This is a genomic window from Pseudomonas sp. UBA5568 (genome assembly GCF_002425525.1).
Lineage (GTDB): Bacteria > Pseudomonadota > Gammaproteobacteria > Pseudomonadales > Pseudomonadaceae > Aquipseudomonas > Aquipseudomonas fulva.
In genome coordinates, this window is record NZ_DIMK01000059.1 from 1 (window position 1) to 16,860 (window position 16,860).

A 16,860-nucleotide genomic window follows, 5' to 3' on the forward strand; every position below is an offset into this window, starting at 1 on the left:
TCAAGACACAAGCGGCCTCGCCGGGGCGCCGGACCGGCCGTGATGGGCCGCAAAGCGGCCCCTTCCCACTCTGCTCTCCAGCAACATCCCGCCACAAACCCTCATGCCATCCCGCCACCATCAAAACGGAACTGTCAGCCAAACGGCACAGTCCACCTTTACAGGCCCACCTACCAGAGGCCACAGAGGAGACTCCCATGAAAGGTACCGCGCTTTCGGCCCTGTTCGCGGCCGCTACCCTGCTCGCTTCGCCGGCCTTCGCTGCCGAAAAAGACCTGTGCGCCCTGAACCTGCAGGAAATCAACGACACCATGGCCACCGCCGGAGCCACCTCGGAAGGCCTCAAAACGCAAATCGATGATGAAGTGACCAAGGCCAAAGCTGCCCAGGCAAAAGGCAATGACAAGGAGTGCATTGCAATCACTCAAAAAGCCCTGACCACGCTGCAAAACACCAACAAAGGCAGCGGCTCGAGCAGCGGCGGCGCCTGATGCATCGCGCGGGTGAGCGCTCAGCTGTCGACGCCGCCCGCGCAATGCCGTATACTCCGGTTCACGTGCCGTAAGGTGCGTTAGCTTAGAGCTAGTGTGGGGCCGATTAGGATTCGACGCCGGTAGCGAAACTCTAGGTGCATGCCGAGTTGGTAACAGAACTCGTAAATCCACTGTTGCAACTTTCTATAGTTGCCAATGACGAAAACTACGAGGGCTACGCTCTCGCTGCGTAAGCAGCTGAGCCCGCTCTCCTGGTAGCTTCGGCTCCAGCAATCACCAGGGGATGCCTGTAAACCCGAAGTGATTGTCATACAGAACAGGATCGTCGTGTAGCACGTTGGGGGCAAAGCGACTAAAACTTACCCAACTCGTCCAAAGCACCCTGCCCGTCGGGCGGCTGCGGATTAACTCAGTAGACACGGCTAAGCATGTAGTACCGACAGCGGAGTACTGGCGGACGGGGGTTCAAATCCCCCCGGCTCCACCAAATTAACGAAGGAAGGCGTCCATGGACGTCTTTTTTTGTGCCTGGAAGTCAGTGAAATCAAGGGTTTACTGCTCTTTTGAGGGCCACAACGGTTTTTTGAGTTCCAGCCATCCCGGTATTCCCCGTGGTATTCCAGCCTACCTAGGGCTAATCTTGGGAATACCAAAAGGTGTCATGGAGCTCATCCCATGTGCGCTCAAACAGCTCGTCTCTCCGACCGCCAGCTCAAGGCGGTCAAGCCCAAAGACAAGGATTATGTCCTCACGGATGGCGACGGCCTCCAGCTCCGAGTCCGGGTCAACCGCTCGATGCAGTGGAATTTCAACTACAGGCATCCGGTCACCAAGAACCGAATCAACATGGCGCTCGGCTCCTATCCCGAGGTCTCCCTGGCGCAAGCTCGGCGGAAAGCGGTTGAAGCTAGGGAAGTACTTGCGCAGGGGATCGACCCGAAAGCTCAGCGCAATGATCTCGCACAGGCCAAACTAGCCGAGACGGAACATACGTTCGAGAAAGTAGCTACCGCCTGGTTCGAGCTGAAAAAGGACTCGGTCACGCCGGCCTATGCTGAGGACATCTGGCGCTCACTCACGCTGCACGTTTTTCCGAGCATGAAATCGACTCCGATCTCGGAAGTCAGCGCACCGATGGTGATAAAAATTCTTCGGCCCACCGAAGCCAAGGGCAGCTTGGAAACCGTAAAGCGGCTTAGCCAGCGCCTCAACGAGATCATGACCTACGGGGTCAATTCGGGAATGATTTTCGCGAACCCGCTCAGTGGGATTCGGGCGGTATTCAAGAAGCCGAAGAAAGAAAACATGGCGGCGCTACCGCCCGAGGAGCTCCCTGAGCTCATGCTGGAAATTGCGAACGCCAGCATCAAGCGCACGACCCCTGCCTGATCGAGTGGCAGTTGCACACCATGACTCGTCCTGCCGAGGCTGCGACTACTCGTTGGGCAGACATCGACTTTGAAAGGCGTGTCTGGACCATCCCGCCGGAGCGGATGAAGAAGCGCCGGCCGCACAGCATCCCGTTGAGCGATCAAGCCATGTCATTGCTGGAGATACTGAAGTCCCACAGTGGTCATCGGGAATACGTCTTCCCGTCAGATCGAAACCCTCGTACTCATGCCAATAGCCAGACCGCCAACATGGCGTTGAAACGCATGGGCTTCCAAGACCGCTTGGTCAGCCACGGTATGCGCTCGATGGCCAGCACCATATTGAATGAACATGGGTGGGACCCGGAGCTCATCGAAGTGGCGCTGGCGCACGTCGACAAGGATGAGGTGCGCAGTGCCTACAACCGAGCCGACTACATCGAGCGACGACGGCCGATGATGGCTTGGTGGAGCGAGTACATTCTGAAGGCGTCGACGGGCAATCTCTCGGCCAGCGCGATGAATGTGGCTAGGGATCGGAACGTAGTACCTATCCGATAGGGCGGCGACAACGGCGACACTGGCGACAGACCGCGTGCCATCTACATCCTTGCCGTTTGAGCGGATGGCGACAGTCGCCAACTCGCCTCTATTTTGGCTTCTCCGGCTAAGCCCGTGAGCATGGGGAGGCTTCGCATCCCCATGCTCACGGGCTAACACTAGAAAAGCGACAAACGGCCACTTTGCCACTGACACCCACCGACTTCCAAAGCACGCCAGAGGTGAAATCTGGCGCATTTCCATATGCCCTTCACCAATTGACCCATGCCGCGGTGACCGATAGAACGAAGATTCAAAGCGCTGCCTTAGGCAGCACCCCAGATGACCAGAGCCTTCAAGGTCATGCCGCTCACCCGGTGGTTCATCCCAAAGTGCGATTCGCGCCCGGAGGCTCGCACGGTCATTCGCCAGAATGATGGACGCCCTCTAAACAATCCGCCTAGTGCGGCTGCCCGCTAACCCTTTAGCCCTGCAGCAACGAACCTGCTCGGCCAACGTTTTGCGCCAACCGTTCGCCCGTCTCTTTTTCCAGAAAAGAGACGGGCGCTCCTACCACTGCTGCAGCCCTCATCGCACAGGGCTTTGCGGCAATTCCCCTCGTGACAATCGGCGTGACAAACGCCGATGTCACCAGCAACAGCGCTGTAGATGATGGTGCCGCAGACCAAGGAATGGACTGCACCTGACTGACAGTCAGGCATGCCCCGGTCATCGCATTGCTGCTTGCACATGGCTCAGGATCTCGCGGCACTGGTCTCGTCAGCCAATGCAGCCTCCACCCGCCCACCGCTATCGGTGCTCAGGAGGCCAGATCATGGAGATGCCCTTGCTCCTGGTCGTAAGGAGCCGCCAGTCCCGCGTCAGTGGACACCCTCACAGGTCGCAGGGGCCTTGATCCCTGATAACACTCAGCATTCTTGGCGGGATGACGTGAGGGAGAGATCGGTAATTTATGGAGGACGGCTATGCAACTGCGCGAAGTACAAGGCCCACCACGCCCCTTGTTGGAACAGCATATAACGCCTCTACCCTACCCGGTCGCGGCGCTGGGCGATCTTTTGGGCCCGGCCGTAGAGCGCATGGCCGATGTGATCGGCGTGCCCTGCGCCATGGCCGCGCAATCTGTTCTAGCCACGGCAGCTTTGGCAAGCCAGGCGCACGCCAATGTTCACCTCGACGGCCGAATTTATCCGTTGTCGCTGTACTTGCTGACGGTGGCTTGCTCGGGTGATCGCAAAAGCGCGGTGGACCATATTGCGCTTCAGGCCGTACGCGACTGGGAAAGACAGCAGTGGATTGCCTATGGCGAACAGCTCAAGGCGCACCGAGCTGCAATGAGCCTCCCCACGAAGTCACCGACCTCGAAAAAGTCAGCACAGCTAGCGCTGGACGCGCAACCTGAACCTGTCCAACCAAGACTGCTGACTGCTGAGCCGACCATTGAGGGCCTGGTCAAAAGCCTGTGCCACGGCTTGCCCAGCATGGGGCTGTTCAGCGATGAGGGCGGGCAGTTTTTAGGCGGCAGCACCATGAGCAAGGACAACATGATCAAGGCGATCACTCACTTGTCGACGCTGTGGGACGGCAGCCCGATTGATCGGTCGCGCGCGATGGCAGGGGAAAGTCTGCGTGCCTATGACCGCCGTCTCAGCATGCACTTGATGCTGCAACCCCGCCTGGCCGACCGCTTGCTTCAGGACGCAGATATCAAAGACCAAGGCATCCTGGGGCGCTGCCTCATCAGTTGGCCCGAGCGTCTGGTTGGACAACGGCTGTACAAAGCCATCGACCTGACCCGAGATCCAAAGGTGCACCTGTACCAGCAGCGCATTGCCGCGCTCATGCAGAAGCCTTGGTCACGCCATAAAGACGGCGGCCTCAACCCTGTAACTCTGGAATTAAGCCCCCGCGCCCGTGAAGCATGGATTGCCATTCACGACACCATTGAATGCGAGTCTGGGGAATTCGGCGAGCTGGTCAACGTGCAAGCTGCTGCCGGAAAGGCCGCCGCGAACGTTCTACGCATGGCTGGTGTGATGGCGGTGGTTGAGGAATCGACTGTATTGGAAGACATGCACATTCAGCGCGCCTCCACGCTGATGGATTACTACCTGGCCGAGAACCAACGCCTGACTGAACAGGAACCACTGAATAAGCTTCGCGCAGAGGCTGATTGCCTGCTGCGCTGGTTGATAAAGAAGAACTGGTCACCGTTTCGCCTGCGCGACCTTACGCGCAACGGCCCCCGCTTTGCCCGTAAAAGCACGCGGCACACCTTCGAGCTATTGCTGCAACTGGTTGCCCATAACTGGCTGGACAATGACGGGGACATATTCGAGGTGCGCCATGTTCCGACTAAATGACGCCGTGCGCCGCTATCGAGCGCAACATCGCTCGCCGACCGAGTTACGGTGTGTCGCCGCCACTGCCACCACTTTGCCGCCACGTGCCAATCCAGATGCGGCGGGGGTTGTCGCCAGTGTCGCCGCTGTCGCCGCTCCAACCTCTGAGTCAACCGACCTCGCTCGGCTTATCGAGCAGTTGCAAAAAGAAGGGGCTTTGCTGCAACGCAGCGAAAATGCCCTCCTCATCCGCCCAGCGCACTGGGGACAGTTGGACACCATCAGCCCGTACTGGAAAGCCCTGTTGCTGCTCCTACAGACCAACGATCAAGGTGAAGACAATGGCGCTGGTCGGTCGGCGTGATGGTCGCAATTTTGGCTACGGTCGCCAACTGAGCTACGCCGGTCGGCAGGCACTGGAAGATCTGTTTGCCGGCGGCCACTTCGCCACCGTCAAAGCACACAGCGATCGCTGGCAAGCCTTCGTGCGCTGGTGCCGATCGGAGGACGGCCCCGGTTACAACGATGCACGTCAGATTGATCGACAGACGTTGGAGGATTACGTCGCATACCTGCGCCAGCAGATCCAGCAAGGCGAACTGTGCATCGCCACCGCGCAAAACCGCCTGAGCAGCGTTAACCGCACCCTCGCTGCTCTGCGCGGTGATCAGGATGTGAGAATCATCAGTCCGAGTCAGGCATTGGGGCAGCAGCGTTGCACAATACGTATGCATACGCCGGATGGCCAGGACCAAAAACAGTTGCAGCGATTGCTGCAGGCGCTGGTTGAACAGAAGCACGAGCGGGTGGCCGCGATTGTCATGTTGGCGCGGACTACCGGTATGCGCCTGCGTGAAGCGATCCTTGCGGACCTGCCTCGCTTGCACCACGAGGCTAAACACTTGGGCCGTATCAATATCCAGGACGGCACCAAAGGCGGTCGCTCAGGAGCATCGGCGCCGCGTTGGATTACCGCCAATGAACAAGTCAGCACAGCTCTAATGTTGGCAGATGAAGTGTCGCCAGCCGGCAGCCGCAACCTACTGGACCGAGACGAAAGCTACGCCGTGTTTCTGCAACGGACGGTGCTGCCCGCCCGTGAAATATTGCATGCCTACGGGCTGAAGGGCTTCCATGAATTACGTGCAGCTTATGCCTGCGACCGTTACGAACAGCTCACAGGCCACGCCCCTCCAATCAATGGCGGACAATGCTACCAAGCCAACCGCAAACTTGATCGCCACTCCCGCCTGCAGATAAGTAATGAACTCGGGCATAACCGGATTGATGTGGTTTCCGCCTATATTGGTGGCCGATCATGAGTAAACAGTTTGATATGACGCTCTTCCTCAGCGGTGTATTGACCGGTTCGAATAGCACCCAACAACGACATCTACGGCAGGCCCGAATAATGCAAATGGCCATTAAGCAGCGATGGTGTAACGATAGCCCGTGGACTTGGCGAGCAAAGCATGTTGACTGGTACTTTCGGGTCAAGCTAAAAGAACACTCGGCCTCCACGCGGTATTACTATCGACTTACTACTCTACTGATCTGCAAGCGGATGAATAACTACAAGCTGTTGCGCTGAAACACTATACAACTGGGATACCTGTGTTGATTTATGCTCACTCACAGGGCTCATACTCACTAGGTGAGCATCTCATACCCATAGCATTACTCCTAATTTTCCATGTGCAACATATGCGCGTACTCCGGCCCACTTCATAACGCGGTATAACTGCTATTAAGGGTATGCCAATCTGAACAGAAAAATCTAAAAGGTGCACTGGCACGTCTCCATAAGCTTTTAACTGAACTACTCACCCACCATTCAATTGTGAGAGGGGGGGGAGGCACCTCCGTGACAAAATTACTCAGAGGTAAATATTAGTTAACGCCAATCGCTTTGAATGCTGCATCCACCGGATCACTGTAGAAACTGGTTTGAAATTTCGCGAATAGCTCACCAGGGATAGTCGGAATGTCAGTTACACTGGCCATTGGAAGTAGGATCCGCTTTGCCCCGGCATCGAATGCAACCTGCATACATTCAGCTAGGTTTTCCACCGGCACCACACTCCCTCCCAGGCTCATATCACCTAATACGACCAACTGCGCCTGGAGTGGTCGCTGCATCAAAGCAGAGCAGTATGCAACGAAGCCTGCGAGGGTCAGAGCCTTCGGAGCACCTGTATTATGCAACTCCACTACATGGAGGTGGTAGTCATGATCACCGACCTTGGCAGCGGCGCTGACCCGAGTAATGTTGGCCTTAAAATAGTCAAACGCGACCTTCAAGGCCTCCTTTGCGGTCGAGCTGCTACCGAGACCGGACATATTCAGTTTGCCGCTGCCAGCAGTGATCTGGGTTTCCAGCCGGTAGAGCCCCAAATGTCCGTTGCCACCAGTCGACACTAAGTGCATTACGCCTGGTTTGCCCTGCCCTTCAGGGATCAGACCACCACCACCCTGCTCCGGCACGCTAATGAAAGTCTCCTCCAGAGTATCGGCGTTAATATACGAAAAGTGTACATCAAAGAACTCCATCCCACCGATTTTCTTCAGTTGCTCTTTCACACGGCGGCGGGCCTCCAAAGCATACTCAAGGCAACGACGCACAGCCTCACGATCGTAGTCAGCACTCGGATACAAGAGTTTGAGCAAACCTGACACCGTTCGACGTACAGCAATCGTGTCACGCTGGTTTAGATTGTTTCCCAGCTTGAAGAAGCGGTCAATCGCATCGGCAAAGTTTCGTTTGCGTATCTCGCGCATAAACTCGGCTAAATAGTCGGTGATCAGCCCGTAGCGATTGGTGAAAAATTCAGGGCGCATCTTCGGCACCTCCCAGCCAGGAATATAGGCATGGAAACGGTCAAAAAATGCAGAGTCGATCATCGCGGTTGGAAACGGTGCCAGCAGGTGGCTGGTCTTGACCAAGGTGTCCACCGGTTGGTTGATGTTGCCAACAAACATCATACTCGCAGACGCAGAGATGGAGTCACGTCCACGGGCGAAGGAACCTGAAGCCATATAGTCCTTCATGATCTGTACGCCGTCCTTGTCTTTGAACGAGATACCTGCCACCTCATCGAAGGCAACCACATCCCACATTCCGACCAGCCCGACTTGTCTGCGCGACATGTTGTAAAAGAGGTTGGCAACGGTGGTCTGCCCGCCAGAAACCAGGATGCTGTTCGGGCTGACTTCCTTGTAAATGTGGCTCTTACCTGTCCCCCGGGGGCCAAGCTCGCAGCAGTTGTAGTTGTTTTCGACGAAGGCAATCATTCGAGTGAGCAGATGCCACTTCGTGCGGTCATTGAAATGGGCTGGTTCCATGCCCGTTGAGCGCAACAACACATCAATCCACTCGTTTTCACTGAACGCCTTGCGCGCCTCTAGCAATGCATCCATATCCATGTTTGGCATCTGGATGGGCTTGAGATCGTGCACTGTGAAGGGTGAACCTTTGGCCCCTTCCTCGAAGAAATAGTTCAGAGTCACGATGCACCAGATACCACCTGCAAGGAGCTTCTCGAACTCCTTGATGAAGCGACTGGGGATCTCGGCGTCTTTGACGCCCAAGTTCATGAAAAGCGCCTGGTAGATGTCCCGTCGCTCATTCAGACTGACTGAGACCTTGTCGATGATTTTGAAACTACCGCGCTCACGGATCTTCGACTTAACCTTTTCCGCCTCGTCAGGGCGAACGTAGTTTTCAGCAAGGATGCGCTTAACGGTCTCCAAGCCATCGGCAATGACCTCCTCGTTATCCGAGGCGCAATACATGCCGAGCAGGTACTCAAGCACGTACACCGGTACGTTGATGCCTTCCTTTAAACGCTTGGTCAGATCCTTGCGCACTACCTTACCGGTAAAGAACCGGTTCAGCAGCGCGTCGAGATCCAGATCAAGGTTGCCGCAATCAGAAGTCAAAGTCATTGCTAATCGCCAGGTTAATACGGACATCAATTCGGAACTGCTCAACGTCGGTTTCGGCGTCAAGCAACCTTAAGAAGTAGCGCTCGCTAGAGGAAAACGGTCGGTTCAATAGCGTCAGAATGATCTTCCGTTGGCGCTGGTCTAGATTTTGCGAGTCGCTGTCCAGGGAAACCAACTCCACGGCAGAAACAGCCTCACCATCATCATCATATAGCCCTACCCGCAGCACTACCGGCAGCACCCGCTCGGAGACAGCCTCCGTCTGCAACAGGTTGAATCCATAGCGATTGGTGGTAATGGTGAAGTTGTTACCCAACACCGTGACCTGCGCCTTGCGCACCGCCGTATCTTTGGCTTTCTGACCGCGGACCTGTTGCACTTTGAGAACTGGTACAGCCACTTCCTGCAACGCAGCGCCACCGTGGATAAAGCGTGCGCCGCCGACGAAATGGAAACGGTTCACCCCGCGTGGAGACCAGAACATCATGTCATCGCTAATGCCTCCGGTGTCCCTAATGTAGCCAGCATGCACCTGCTCGCTGATACCCAGATTTCGACCAATCAGATAGCGCTTCTTTGAAATCACAGCTCCAGAGGGCTTGGTGAGCAGCTTGCTCTTGTCTAAAGCCTCAAGCGCTGAATCCTGGAACAAAAAGCCGTGATCCGCGGTAATCACCACCCGGTGACCGTTGAGGTTATTGATGATACGACTGACGATGGACTCCAACTCCTCAATAGCATCGCGACAAGCATTGAAGGTGCTGCTTTCAGTGCTAGCGGTGTCACCAACGGCATCAATCTTGTTGTGATAGATGTAGATGACACGATATGGCTTGATCAGTTCTCGCCCATCAGTCTTGTTCATCGTAAGGAAGTCTTCGGCACGCAGGGCGCAGCCACTCACTCTGGCCAGGATCTTGCTGCGAGCCTCCAAACCATCACTGCTCAGCCCATCCACTTGCACCAACCCCGCATCGGTGTAACTCAGAGTCTTGTGCGGCAGAAGGCTTGCCATACCGAGCTTGGTGTAGGACGGCAGCACCCCCAGCTGGCTACTCAACTCTGCAGCGAACCGATACTTACCGTTGAGCGACTCGCTCAACTCCTTAGCAACCTCATAGCGCAGTGCATCGCTGATCACCACGAACACCCGGCGATCCTCGCCACCTTTCAGATAGCGATCCACCTGCTCGGCATAGAAGTTTTGTTGATTGGGTACATCAGACAATTGCCACTGCTGCAGAAGGCCCCCATCAACGAAGCTGCCCCACTTCTGAGCCAGTGGTTGCAGGAAGCCGTTTAAGTAATCCTGCTCAACTCGGGAAGTCAACGGCGACAAGGCGTCTGGACTACGGGCATACACAGCATCAGCGGCTTCGTGATACATGCGGTAGAGCTGATCGAAACGATAAAGCTCACTGGTATAGGCGTTGTAGCAGGCCTCAGCGGAAGCAAAAGAAAATCCACCGGCGTAACGCAGCTTTAGCTCGAACAGTTCAGATGCTGCAATCAGCGAGCGGTAGTAGGCGTACCAAACCGAACGGTTAGCGTCCTCGTTGTCCGGCCAGCGAGGATTGGCCCAGTAACCCTCCATGCGCCGGCTGGCCATTTCCCGCAACTTAAGGCCAACCACCTCGCTGGTATTAGTAAGTACGGCATCTCGTAACCGCTCGGCAATCTGACGCTCAACATCAACAAAGGTACTGACGGCCATCAGCGCTTCCAAAGGCACCTGAGCCAGCAATTCTGTCGCGCGCAAGTCCGCCGCAACCCGCTTCGACAAACGATCATATGCTCGCTGACGCAAGGTGCTGTCGCGCCACTGCGACAAGAAGACCGAAACATTGGCAGCGCGTGCAGGGTTGAGCTGAAGGGCCTTGAGGTTGGTCGGGGCATGGGTATGTAAGGCATGTCCGATGTCAGAGGCGAACAAACGCACCAGGAAATGGCGCAGGGAAGGCTCACCATGGTGGTAGCCGAATGCCTGCGACATCAGTTGCCAGAACACCGGTTGCACATCGAACTTGCTGATCGATTCCCACAGCGAATTGGTTTCCAGCTCCTCAGCCTCGGCCAAGATAGCGAAAATAGCCGTGAGCACCGCAAACAATTCAGACTGCTCAACCTTCGCCAGTACCGCAAGGATCTTCAGATCTAGCGCCCCCTCATCATCATCCGGATTGAGCAGTCGCTGAATCTTGGTAACCCGATCCCTACTCGCGAAGAACGCACTACGCAGCTTCAGGTGCTCTCGCAAACTCTGTTTGCGCAGTCCCAGCTCCTGCAAAAGCATGGACGTCCGATCTGCTGCGAATGGCGCTGCATACAGGCGGATATCCAGCAACCAATCCTGCTCTGGTTCAGGTCGAACACTGTCCTCGTAAATCAGAAAACGACCAAAAGGACTCTGCAACTCAACCTGCTGCTTGATCGCAAGCGCCGGCATCACCGACCGGCGTAAAATTTGCACATTTTCCAATACCAGGGTGTCCAGGGTCTCACTGAATTCGCTCTGCGGATCCTCCCACCACACCACACGGCTGGCTGCGAACTGCTGCTGCAGGCCATCGATGATCCTGGCGAGTTGTGCGGATAGCTCAGACATCAATCACCGCCCCCAGCGGTATAAAAAACTGAAAAGGCGCATCAAGCCCCGAATCATATAGAGTTTCTAGATTAAGAAATGGTCATGATATGGCTATAGTATACGCTGCCTACTCATCTAGGCTGCGTATGAAATCCCGATAAACCCAATCGCCGCCCCCGAGCGCTGAGATTTTGTAGAGCCCTCCATCGACGGAAAGGAATTCTGTGATGGCAAAGTGTTACAAACGCTCGGACGAGGCATAGGTTGTGGTGTCCGATCTCTTTATCGAACGCATGGTCGAGGGCGGCCGCGCCTGAGCGATCGCGTGATGCTCGATGGCGCGTTCTGGGTACTCCGCTCGGTTGCTGCGTGGCGAGAAATGCCAGAGCGCTTTGATCCATGGTCCACGGTGTATCAACGATTTCAGGGCTGGCTAAGCCGAGGAAATTCGATCAGATACTCAAACGCGTGCACCTGAGTTTGAATGCGAAGGGCTTGATCGATCTGAAAACCTGGATGACCGGCTCAACCGCAGTACGCACAACCCGAGCCTCGCCTGGCGCTCCCAAAAAAGGGCCCTAACGAACCTGCCGATCTTGCTCTATGCCGCAGTTGCGGTGGTCTGACAGCCAAGATCCGCATACTTTGTGGTGCCAACGGGACACCGTTGCGCTTCCTCCTCTCTGGCGGTCAAGCCAGTGACATCAGCTACGCTCCCCCTGTTGGAAGAGGTCAGCACTCCATCGAGCCAAAGTAGCCTCCCGGGCAAGCGCTGTAAGTGGCTGCTTGCCGGCAAGGGTCACGACGCCGAAGCACTCCGGCGCTAATGAAACCAATCCCGAATGCAACCCGCCATCCCGCTGCGCTCAATGAAACGCAAACCCAAGCCTATCTTACCCAAGCTGTTTGATCGGCCCAAATACCGACACCGCAACATTATCGAGCGCATGCTTGGCTGGCTTAAGGAGAACCGCAGCACCGGGATACGCTTCGACAAGCTCGTGAAAAGCTATTAAGCCATGGCCTCATTGGCTTGCTCCATGCGGTGTTTGCGAAATCTCTCTTCGTACAGAGCCTAGTTCCATGTGCTAAACGCCCCTCTGAACAAAGCATGAACAGAAGGGGCAATTACCAGCTGCTACGATCCTCCAAATACTGAATGAACGCCGACCTTTTGCGGGCAAATAAAACTTTTTCACAACCAGCGAAACTTTATTTGAGAAAAATTCGCTGGGTTATATATCGCAGCTCCGATAAATACGCGCAGTATCGGTTGACTATTCTTCTTTACTGCCAGTAACTGCCTTGACTTCAGCAAGTAGATTACCAAATTTCCCATAGTTGATCCTGACGCCATCATCCAGGTCGAGGGTGATACGTTGGTCGGCGTAGGGGCGCAGATTTTCGTCAAAGCGGCGAAGCTCTTCGAGCTGTTTGGTGAGCTTGTCTTTGCGCTTTTGCAGGTTTTTTTGCTGAGCGCTACCGGTGGCGCTGTTAATGTCATCGGTAAGCTTATCGATCCGGGCCTGCATCCGGCTTTGCAGCGGCACAACGTACTCCATGCGCATGCGCGAAAGCGTGCCCTCATTATAGCGATGCAGGTAGACTATGCACTCGAAAGCCTTTTGCTTGCCACTGGAGAACAGCCAGTATATCGGGCGTTTCTTGTAGGTTTGCAGGTGATCTTTGTAGAAATTGGTAGACAGGTAGCGGCGAGTGACCTCGTCAGATGACTCACCTGCCTTGCGGCCTAGACTATCAGCCAACCACTCCATGTTTTCTACAAGCGTATCAACGCCCCAGATCACCTTGACGAACTCACGTACTCGTTCAGCAGCATCGTCCTCAAACCATGATTCGTCGGTGACGGGAATAATGCCATCAACATCCGCTTGGAATTTGGTGTAGCGCGTAGGATCGAAACCGATATTACCACTCTGGGCATATATCAATCCAGGCTCATCGAGACTGTACCGCCCCATCATACACCCGACAGCATATGATATTAAGTCACTTGAATCAGATTCACGATCCGCAACCGAAAGAGTAATATGATCATCTTCCACCTCGAAGCTGATCTCATCAGCGAGACCAAACTCGTTAATTATGTTTTTATTATTCCCCTCCTCAATAGCCTTAACCCTTTCCTTAGCCCAAATAAGCTTATCGCGCCACTCCACCCAAGAATCCTGAATCTTAAAAGTTGAACTCAAATTGCTCACAATTGGACTTACGCCAAAGCCCCAGCTAACCTCATAAAACTCACAATTATTTTTTGTTATAGTTATAGCCTCGCGCACCAAATCGGTATCGATCAACCTAAAGGCGGCTTCAATCACAGGCAACGATGAATAGTTACCAATTTGAAAATGCATTGTAGGATTAACTGTCTTTGTTACCCACTGAATCAATTTAGAATTACAGTAAGCGAGAACTCTAAACAAATTTTCCTCATCATCACTCTGGGCAGACATCCCAGTAATATCATATATAAAACCCTTTGGAAAATACCTGAAGCTTGCAATGCCAGAAGTGACATCAGACCAGCTTACCGAGGGCTTAAAATAACACTGCGTGTTTTGTGGGCGAGAACGGATATTCCCATTTTCATCCGAAAAATTCCGAATCTCATGACCATTGTTCTCCCAATTAACAACATAAAGCTGATTGCCATACCACTTACAAAACTCTCCACCCTTGTTGTACGGGAAGAATTTTTTACCAGATACTTCTGCCTCCTCTATAGAGGGAACACCGAAACCGATCTTAGAAAAATCTACCTCGTACCATTGCCTCAAAAAATTATTATTATCAGCCGTAGCCAACCCTTGCTTTGCCACAGCATATTTCGACACAGGCAAACTTCTTCCATATGCAACCCTTACAGACTCGGGCACCCAATAAGCAATTGGACTTCCAGGAATCCTCTTGAATTCGTCAGGCAAAGAGCAGATATTCCTCTCATTTTTGCTAGGGAATTTTTTCGGATACCCATCATCCATAAGTTCAAAATACCTAAAACAATCAAATGATGACTTATAACCCTCTACATGTGCGCCCTGGGCCAAAAATGCTCCCAATCCGAAGTTAATCCCCATTGCGGTCGGGCTTTTGCCATCATATGGCAAATGCATTAAACAGCTTAAAGTATGCGCACCAAGAAGTTTCTCCCTAAATTTTTCATATGACGAGAGGAACATCCAGCTCTGCATGGCCACCATGCTATTGAACCCCATGGGATTACACCAGCCAAAACCCCGCTCTATAAACATGGCGAACAGATCCGACTTACTATCCGGAAAGTTTTTTCTGGCAAACTCCTTAACAGCCGGAATCATTCCTTTTCCGCCCATGTAAGGAGGATTTGCCACAACAGCATCATATTTAAGCGCAAGAAAACAGGCAGGTCTAGCGAATTGATCCAGTACTTGCCCTGCATAATTGCGGGACAATTCATCACCATTGCTCCGCACTATAGCGAGCAGGTCAATAATTCTGCTCAATTTAGCCTTAAGAGTATCCGGCGTGCTGATCAGCGAACCAAAGGTCTTGCCATGCTCAAACATCTTAATCAGCTGGCGCAGGTCGAGCACGGTCAATCCCGAGCTATGCTGTGTCTCCAATCCCCCACCACCGAATAGTTGCCCTGAGTGGAACGCATCCCCTCCTTCGATCTGAATAGCGGCATTCAGAATAACTCGTGCTACTTCCTCATCAGGTAAACCAACGCTTTGCTGAATGGCAATCACATTGAGATGTGGCGGACTTCCTTCCTCATCGAATAGCCGGCGATCATCCTCACGAGCCTTCATCAGCAAGGCAAAAGCAGCAAGCTGAGCAGCTCGATCATCGATATCCAGGCCATACAGGTTTTTTTGCAGTATCAGTCGAGGAATCTCTCGCAAGCGGTAGCCCCGCTCTTCATAGATAGCTCGTAACAGGTTGTAGGCCTCTACCAGAATATGGCCGGAACCACAGGCTGGGTCGAGTACTGTCAGCGACTCAGGATTGAGCGTGCCACCATCCTCATCCATACGTACTTTGATCAATGCATCGAGCTGAGCTTGTACCTCCGACGTTTGCTCAGCGGGCTCGATGTAGTAAGGCATTTTCTCTTTCAGACTGGAGCCTGGGTTGGCCATCAGCCAGAGACGACCGAGGCTATTCTGCACTAAGTACTGAACGATCCAGTTAGGGGTAAACAGCTGGGTAGCAGCGGGAATGTCCTCGCTCTTGACCACCTTACCGATTACCTCGGCCTTCTTTTCGCTGATATAAAACTGGTAAAGCCAGCCAATCACCTCAACCTCTTGCCAGTCACCTTCTGCGATATCACCGACCAGGCGGGCAATCAGCGAGTCGGTGCGCAGGAGGTTATCCGGGAGCAGCAGCTCGGTGGCATCGTCCAGCGCTTCAAATAGGAACGGCATATTACGGTGAAGCTCGTGACACTGGGCAAGGAGGATCTCGCGATACAGTGCTTCGTCTTGATTACCGGCGGTTTTCAGACGAATAGTCTCTTCCTTGTCCAATCCGGGCAGATCGAGGTGATGAGCGTGTTCGAGGATTTCCGGCTGCTGTCCCTCCGGATGGCTGAGTACACGATATCCGTGACTTAGATAGCCCTTGAGCTCCATAAAGCGAATGGCCACCAGGCGGTTGAACCAAGTGTAGGCTAGGGCCTCAACTACAACGTCAAAACCTTGCTGCTGAATACGTCGAGACAGCTCAGATCGCTGTTTGGCAACACTGGCCGGGAACGGCTGACCGCCAATCAGCAGTACATCGCCTGTTTGTTCAACGTTGGCGGGAAATTCCGGGTCAAGCCCGAGGCGACGAGCACGCAGGGTGACGGCCTTGATAAAGTCGAGACGGGCCTGTGGGGCGTATTTCTTAAGTGCAGAGCGGTTCATGCCTGTTCCTTACGGGACGACCAGGCCTTGCGCGCTTTAAGCGCACGGCCATACATCATTAGGTATTTATCGAATTCACTATCAGGGCGCTGATACCGTTCACTCACCTCTCTCAGGAAGAGCTTGAGCTGGACGATATCGCTCCAGTTAGAAGGTTTTTTCTTAGCGGATAAAGTGCGTCGCAAATGATTCATCGCACGAAAGTTGTGCTGATCAATGATCGGAACCTGTAGCGGATGGATCAGGTGGGTCAGGTAGGCGCAAGTGATATACCGCAGCCTGCCAAGGCGTTTATCCCACCATTGAAAAGTGTTTTTTGGAGTGAGCTGATCACCTACAGACAACGCCCAACGTCGGAAAGACGGCCAAAGGCTCTCGATCTCGCTGATCAAGAGTTTCTGCTTTGAGGGGAAGTTTTCCTTTCCCCAGTGCCCCCATTTCCACAGCAGCGCCGCAGAGAGATCTACTTTCTCCGCCAACGTCGAGAAAGCCCTCTTGAAGCCCTCGTACTCATGAGCCGGGTACTTCTGGTAGCTGTATTGTTCCAGGTGGGAGGTGTAAGTTACTTTCACCTCCTTAAGCACCCGCTGCCACTCGGCTTCCTTGATTGGCTCTTCCATGCCCATGGCATTTCTCCTAGGCAAATAT

At 54.0% G+C, this 16,860-nt stretch carries 9 protein-coding genes, 1 other RNA gene and 2 pseudogenes; 8 read left to right on the top strand and 4 right to left on the bottom strand.

Annotated elements, in window-relative coordinates; genetic code table 11:
* Positions 1-197 precede the first annotated feature (197 nt).
* From B2S33_RS19815 to B2S33_RS19845, 7 genes and pseudogenes are all read left to right on the top strand, one after another.
* Positions 198-491, top strand: coding sequence for a hypothetical protein (locus tag B2S33_RS19815; protein ID WP_027915439.1), 294 nt, complete (start codon positions 198-200; stop codon positions 489-491).
* A 98-nt stretch (positions 492-589) separates the two neighbouring features.
* Positions 590-981, top strand: a transfer-messenger RNA (tmRNA) gene (gene ssrA, locus B2S33_RS19820).
* A 188-nt stretch (positions 982-1,169) separates the two neighbouring features.
* Positions 1,170-2,425: pseudogene (locus tag B2S33_RS19825) on the top strand (integrase domain-containing protein).
* A gap of 965 nt (positions 2,426-3,390) precedes the next feature.
* On the top strand, positions 3,391-4,788 hold the full coding sequence (locus B2S33_RS19830) for a YfjI family protein (protein WP_288650930.1): 1,398 nt from the start codon (positions 3,391-3,393) through the stop codon (positions 4,786-4,788).
* A complete protein-coding gene (locus B2S33_RS19835; protein ID WP_288650931.1) occupies positions 4,772-5,131 on the top strand; it encodes a hypothetical protein in 360 nt (119 codons plus the stop codon). The genes B2S33_RS19830 and B2S33_RS19835 overlap by 17 nt, the downstream gene beginning before the upstream one ends.
* On the top strand, positions 5,109-6,089 hold the full coding sequence (locus tag B2S33_RS19840; RefSeq protein WP_288650932.1) for an integrase domain-containing protein: 981 nt from the start codon (positions 5,109-5,111) through the stop codon (positions 6,087-6,089). The genes B2S33_RS19835 and B2S33_RS19840 overlap by 23 nt, the downstream gene beginning before the upstream one ends.
* The gene (locus B2S33_RS19845; protein ID WP_288650933.1) at positions 6,086-6,358 is read left to right on the top strand and encodes a hypothetical protein; all 273 of its coding nucleotides are present in this window, start codon (positions 6,086-6,088) and stop codon (positions 6,356-6,358) included. Before B2S33_RS19840 ends, B2S33_RS19845 begins: the two co-directional genes overlap by 4 nt.
* A 299-nt stretch (positions 6,359-6,657) precedes the next feature.
* Here B2S33_RS19845 and brxL read toward each other — a convergent pair whose 3' ends face one another.
* Both brxL and pglZ read right to left on the bottom strand, forming a co-directional pair.
* Positions 6,658-8,712 (bottom strand): protease Lon-related BREX system protein BrxL, encoded by a 2,055-nt coding sequence (brxL, locus tag B2S33_RS19850; protein WP_288650934.1) that lies wholly within the window; start codon positions 8,710-8,712, stop codon positions 6,658-6,660.
* Positions 8,696-11,317: a BREX-1 system phosphatase PglZ type A gene (gene pglZ / locus B2S33_RS19855; protein ID WP_288650935.1), complete on the bottom strand. Its 2,622-nt coding sequence runs from the start codon at positions 11,315-11,317 to the stop codon at positions 8,696-8,698. Before pglZ ends, brxL begins: the two co-directional genes overlap by 17 nt.
* Positions 11,318-11,558: 241 nt before the next feature.
* Here pglZ and B2S33_RS19860 point away from each other — a divergent pair.
* Positions 11,559-12,378 (top strand): annotated as a pseudogene (locus B2S33_RS19860) (IS5 family transposase).
* Between the two features lie 198 nt (positions 12,379-12,576).
* On the opposite strand, the gene pglX reads toward B2S33_RS19860, so the two are convergent.
* Positions 12,577-16,212 (bottom strand): BREX-1 system adenine-specific DNA-methyltransferase PglX, encoded by a 3,636-nt coding sequence (pglX, locus tag B2S33_RS19865; protein WP_288650936.1) that lies wholly within the window; start codon positions 16,210-16,212, stop codon positions 12,577-12,579.
* Positions 16,209-16,838: a hypothetical protein gene (locus tag B2S33_RS19870; RefSeq protein ID WP_288650937.1), complete on the bottom strand. Its 630-nt coding sequence runs from the start codon at positions 16,836-16,838 to the stop codon at positions 16,209-16,211. The genes pglX and B2S33_RS19870 overlap by 4 nt, the downstream gene beginning before the upstream one ends.
* Positions 16,839-16,860: the final 22 nt, after the last annotated feature.

What these genes read in the sequence shown, in the direction of transcription:
- B2S33_RS19840 (WP_288650932.1), top strand. Translation starts at nt 5,109, where the DNA reads ATGGCGCTGGTCGGTCGGCGTGATGGTCGCAATTTTGGCTACGGTCGC.
- B2S33_RS19835 (WP_288650931.1), top strand. Translation starts at nt 4,772, where the DNA reads ATGTTCCGACTAAATGACGCCGTGCGCCGCTATCGAGCGCAACATCGC.
- pglZ (WP_288650935.1), bottom strand. Translation starts at nt 11,317, where the DNA reads ATGTCTGAGCTATCCGCACAACTCGCCAGGATCATCGATGGCCTGCAG.
- B2S33_RS19870 (WP_288650937.1), bottom strand. Translation starts at nt 16,838, where the DNA reads ATGGGCATGGAAGAGCCAATCAAGGAAGCCGAGTGGCAGCGGGTGCTT.
- B2S33_RS19830 (WP_288650930.1), top strand. Translation starts at nt 3,391, where the DNA reads ATGCAACTGCGCGAAGTACAAGGCCCACCACGCCCCTTGTTGGAACAG.
- brxL (WP_288650934.1), bottom strand. Translation starts at nt 8,712, where the DNA reads ATGACTTTGACTTCTGATTGCGGCAACCTTGATCTGGATCTCGACGCG.
- B2S33_RS19815 (WP_027915439.1), top strand. Translation starts at nt 198, where the DNA reads ATGAAAGGTACCGCGCTTTCGGCCCTGTTCGCGGCCGCTACCCTGCTC.
- B2S33_RS19845 (WP_288650933.1), top strand. Translation starts at nt 6,086, where the DNA reads ATGAGTAAACAGTTTGATATGACGCTCTTCCTCAGCGGTGTATTGACC.
- pglX (WP_288650936.1), bottom strand. Translation starts at nt 16,212, where the DNA reads ATGAACCGCTCTGCACTTAAGAAATACGCCCCACAGGCCCGTCTCGAC.